Source organism: Methanocorpusculum sp. GPch4, from assembly GCF_012062385.1.
Taxonomy (GTDB): Archaea; Halobacteriota; Methanomicrobia; order Methanomicrobiales; family Methanocorpusculaceae; genus Methanocorpusculum; species Methanocorpusculum parvum.
Genome location: NZ_SIJA01000051.1, coordinates 1 through 4,461, shown reverse-complemented (window position 1 = coordinate 4,461; position 4,461 = coordinate 1). Strand labels below are relative to the sequence as shown.

At 68.6% G+C, this 4,461-nt stretch carries 4 protein-coding genes; 3 read left to right on the top strand and 1 reads right to left on the bottom strand.

What is annotated here, in order from left to right:
* Positions 1-708: 708 nt before the first annotated feature.
* The 3 genes from EYA77_RS04365 (at position 709) to EYA77_RS04355 (ending at position 4,067) form a co-directional block, all read left to right on the top strand.
* Positions 709-1,455, top strand: a complete 747-nt coding sequence (locus EYA77_RS04365; protein WP_167815985.1) for a hypothetical protein — start codon at positions 709-711, stop codon at positions 1,453-1,455.
* Positions 1,456-1,482: 27 nt separating this feature from the next.
* On the top strand, positions 1,483-3,195 hold the full coding sequence (locus EYA77_RS04360; RefSeq protein ID WP_167815984.1) for a glycosyltransferase family 39 protein: 1,713 nt from the start codon (positions 1,483-1,485) through the stop codon (positions 3,193-3,195).
* 119 nt (positions 3,196-3,314) lie between these two features.
* Positions 3,315-4,067, top strand: a complete 753-nt coding sequence (locus tag EYA77_RS04355) for a hypothetical protein (protein ID WP_167815983.1) — start codon at positions 3,315-3,317, stop codon at positions 4,065-4,067.
* Positions 4,068-4,080: 13 nt separating this feature from the next.
* On the opposite strand, the gene EYA77_RS04350 is transcribed toward EYA77_RS04355, so the two are convergent.
* Positions 4,081-4,461 (bottom strand): hypothetical protein (locus EYA77_RS04350; protein WP_167815982.1); only part of this gene is annotated, 381 nt, incomplete at its 5' end.

Genomic DNA, 4,461 nt, shown 5'->3' with positions numbered 1-4,461 from the left:
TACGCTCCGCTCCTCGATGCACGCCTTCCTTGCATCCAGACCCGCCTCGACGCCCTCGGTTCTCACGCCAGGCGGCGGATCCGGGGTCACTTCCGGAACTTGACAAGAAGGCCATCGGCGCGGCCTCTGGTGATTTGAAACCAAAACGAACGACCAAGGAAGACCCTGCCGATGGCCGATCCGAGATTGCCATTTCCGGAGACGTTGCGCAAGGCCGCGCTGGCGAGTGACGAGGACCTGTTGAGAGAGCTGGTAGCACGCCGTGCACTTCCTGATGGACCTGGAGGTCTCCGCCCGTATGGCGTATCCCTCGAAGAGGTTGACAGATCCCTCGTGGGAATACCCCCGGCGAACTACCGGGAGGAACGAGCATGAACATGGATGCGCAAGGCCACGAGGCGAACCCCAAGTTGGAGGGCGAAGCCTCCCCAGCTCCGCGAGGGCGACCTGGGCGGCGTGGGGCTGAAGAGAAGACCCAGGCTGTCCTCGAGTTGCTCAGCGGCAAGACGGCCATCGACTTCCTGGCCAGGCGCTTCGGCGTCCGAGAGCAGACCGCAGAGCAGTGGCGAGAGGACTTCGATCCTGCGGGCGGCGAATCTGTGGCGCAGAGTTCCTGATGATCCTGAAGTCCTCGCACCCCACCCCATCCCTGGGCCTTCCCGTCGCAGGGGGGCTTCTCTGGCATCAGAAGAGTTCCGGAGTCCGGAGATGAGTCTTTCCGACCCGCTTGTTCCTGGAGGGCTGGTCCTGGTGGGCGTGGCCCTGCTGGTGGGCTGGCTGGTGGCCGGCTCGCGTCGGCGCGCCCGGCGGCTTCGGAACGAGCTGCAGGCCCGTCGCGAGGGCATGGGGCTGCGCCGAAGCGGAGCCGTCGATCCCCAGACCGTCGAGCGGATCCGCGACCTGTTCCGAACACCGGAAGGCGAGGCTCCCCGCATCCTGGAGGTCTGGGACCGGCAGGTCGAGGGGGCCCGGCTCTACCTGCTCGAGACCTCCGGGGTGCCCTCGGGCCAGCTCCAGGCCACGGCCCTGGCCGCCGTGCGCTGCGACGAGCTGGACCTGCCCAGGATCTCGCTGGTGCCGCTGCTCGAGCAGGGCGGCATGCTGGCCGACCTGGCCAACCAGGCGCTGCGGATGGCCTTCCAGCAGGCCGCCAACCCGGTCGACTTCCCCTCTCCGGCCGAATTCGCCCGTCGCTACCTGGTCGGAGGACCCGATGAAGGTGCCCTCCGTCGCTTCCTGGACGAGGATCGCCGGGACCGACTTGGAAAGACCCGTGCCTGGCACCTTGAAGGGGAAGGGGACCTCTTCGTCCTGACCCTGATGCCGCTGGACGCCCAGAGGCGGGTGGCCGAGAGCCGCGATGAAGAGACCCTCGTCCGGGAAGCCATGGTGGCCCTGCGCCTGCTGCGCCGGACGCCGGCCGACCCCCCTCCTGCACCCGAGCCGGGCGCCTGAGGTTCCGGAACCGAGCAGGAGGCCCTGATGCAGGAGAGGCCCACCATCCGGATATGGGAACTGGTCGTCCTGGCGGTGGTGACCGGCGGGTTGGTCTGGCTGTGCCTGGGCTATATCCAGGCCCACCCCGAGTCCCTGCCGGAGCACTCCGGTCGCTCCATCCAGAAGGGCGTGGTGGTCTGGCTGCGCCTCGCCAGCGGCCTGCCGCTTCTGGCGGACGACTATCCTCCGCTCTCCTTCCTGGTCAGCGCCGCCTGCTACGCCCTCTTCGGATTCTCCCACCTGGTGGCCCTGGGCTCCCAGGTCCTGTTCCTGCCCCCGCTCCTGGCAGGCGCCTGGTGGATCGGCCGCGAGCTCGGAGGCCGGGGCGGGGGGATGCTCTGCCTCCTGGCGGCCGCCGGCAACCCCTGGCTTCCCATCAACCTCACGGCCTACTTCCTGGAAGTCGGAACGCTGGCCATGGTGGCGGTCTTCTTCGCCCTGCTGCTGGCCTCGCGGGGCGGGCGCGTGCCGGGGCCGACCCTGGCGCTGGGCCTGGTCCTGGCGCTGGGCATGCTCTCGAAGTGGTCCTTCCTCTTCTTCACGGCTCCGGCCCTGCTCTGGCCACTGTTCCTGGCATGGAAGGCTGGAAGGGGCTCGCAGATTCTGGTCCTGGGCAGCCTGGCCTGCCTGGCCCTGACCGCGACCCTCTTCCAGGACGGGCCTCCGACGACCGATCCCGTGTTTCCGGTCGTTCCCTTCGTCCGGGCCACAGGCGCCTGGGCCTGGTTGGCCGTGGCGGCGGCCTGGATCCGGCGACGGGATGGCTGGAGCCCCGGTGTCGGCCTCAGTTGGGCCTTCACGCTGGCCTTCCTGGTCTGCGGATGGTGGTATTTCCTGTCCGCCTCCGTGCTTCTGTACAAGGCCGGATCCGACCTGGCCCAGAACTTCCCCATGAGGGAAGCCCTGGGGGTGATGACGGGAACCCTGGGGACCAGCATCTGGCTGGCCCCGGTGTGGTTGGCCTTGGGGACCGTGGCCGGGTTGGCCATCCGGCCGCTGCGCATCCCGACCCTGCTCTTGCTGGGCGGAATCCTCGCCCCGACGGTCATCTACTCGCTGGCCGGAGTCCCCCCGCACCCGCGCTACATCCTCCCGGCCACGGTCCTGGTCACCAGCCTGGGGTTCGGATGGTGGGGCCGGATCCGCTGGCTCCCTCCGCTCCTGGCTCCTGGCGTGCTTCTTCTGGGAATGTACCAGCTTGGGGTCTCCTTCCCCGAGCGGTTCACGCCCTCGCATCGCTGGACCCTGGGACTGACCGGCCACGGCGAGCTGAGCTGGTTCATCCCCAGGTACAACCGGGTCGGCATCCCGGACCGGGAGATCGGCCCCATCGCCGAACGGGTCCTGGCCGAGATGGAGAAGTCCCGCGAGCTGCGGATCACCACCCTGGTTCAGCCCGGAGCACGAGGGAACGTGGACGGCTTGATGTTCGAGGGCCTGCTGCGGCAGCGGGTGGTGCTGGTCGAGAACTTCATGTCTGCCGACCCCGCGCCCCATCCGACCACCTCGCTGGTCCTGATCGTGGGCCAACCCGAGATCCAGGGAACCTGGCTGTCGGAATACGAAGCGATCGCCACGTGGAGCGAAGGCCCGGCAGCCCCCTGGACCCTCTACCGACATCCGACCCGCCGCGAGCTCCACCAGACCAAGGAGGGAAGCGAGCACCTGCCATGGCCCAAGCCCCTGCTCGGCTCGTGACTCCAACCGGAATCCAGCCAGTCCAGAACCACGCCACCGGAATCCCTGGCCCGGGGCCAGGGGCGCCCAGGCCCCGAGGATTCCCGGCCCCACCCGCAACATCAAGGAGGTCCTGATCGATGGAGACGATTCCCGGAACCCGGAACAGGCGGCGCCTGGTCCTGGCCTGCCTGGTGGCGGCGATGGTGATGGTTCTGGCCCGGGTCCTCCTCTCGCCCTCCAGCCCCCCGGCCCCCGTCGAGCCGCCCGGACCGACCGAATCCCCGGTCCCCGTCGAGCCGCCCGGCCGGACCGAATCCCCGGCCCGGCCCGAGCCCGAGACCTCCTCGCCGGATGACCTGAACATGTGGGCCATCCCCGTGCCCGAGGCGATGGCCCCCCCCTCTCCGAGCCCCGGGGCGTGGAAGACCATGCGGCATGAGGGCTACATGTACAGCTTCCAGATCCCCGGCGATTGGGTCATCTGCACCCCAACCCAGATGAATCGGTCGCGGAGTCGCCTGGTGGCCCCTCCGGCGCAGAACGAGGTTCGGGTGATCTGTGCCCCCTTCGGGATCTACGACCGCCCCCTGGACGTCGACGTGCCGGCGATGGACGACGCCTTCCTGCTGCACGATCCGCGAATCCACGCCGTGACGGAGGTCTCGTCCAGCCAGCCGAAGGCGGGACGCTTCGACACAAGAAGGAAGGTCCGCCGGGTCATATTCAAGAACCAGGCCCTGCCTTGGATGGCCATCGCGACCTACGTGATCGCGCGGCCCAAGTGCTTTGCCCTGGTCCTGCTCTGCCCCGAAGGGCGCCTGAAAGAGACGTTGCCGGTCTACGAACAGATGGTCCGCAGCTTCGACCACTGGTCACCCGAACTCCACTGAAGAGACCGGGGCCTCAGTCCCCCTTCAAGGTCTGCAGGGCCTGACGGTAGACCTGGACGGCGTCGGTCAGACGCCCCTCCTCGGCCTTGACCTTCGCCTGTTCGGCCTGAGCCGCGGCCTGCTGGATCCGGGCCTGGGTCGCCTTCTTCTTCAGGGGGGCCATCTGCGCCGTGAAGGACTGATCCATCAGGCGCGCGGCCGCCTGGAGGGCCTGCTTCTCGAGGGCGCGCTGGCTCTCCAGGTTCCCGGTCCGCCCCGCAGCGCTGGATTGCTGGAAGAGGGTCTGGACCGGAGCGACGTCCACCCCCATGTCCTTCAGGATGGGGAGTCCGGCTTCGATCTGGTCCTTGGGGCCAAACCCGACCGCGGGCGAGGACTCGACGCCCGGTGAGGG

Bases quoted from the DNA above. Each gene is read 5' to 3' on its own strand.
- EYA77_RS04360 (WP_167815984.1), top strand. From the start codon at position 1,483: ATGCAGGAGAGGCCCACCATCCGGATATGGGAACTGGTCGTCCTGGCG.
- EYA77_RS04365 (WP_167815985.1), top strand. From the start codon at position 709: ATGAGTCTTTCCGACCCGCTTGTTCCTGGAGGGCTGGTCCTGGTGGGC.
- EYA77_RS04355 (WP_167815983.1), top strand. From the start codon at position 3,315: ATGGAGACGATTCCCGGAACCCGGAACAGGCGGCGCCTGGTCCTGGCC.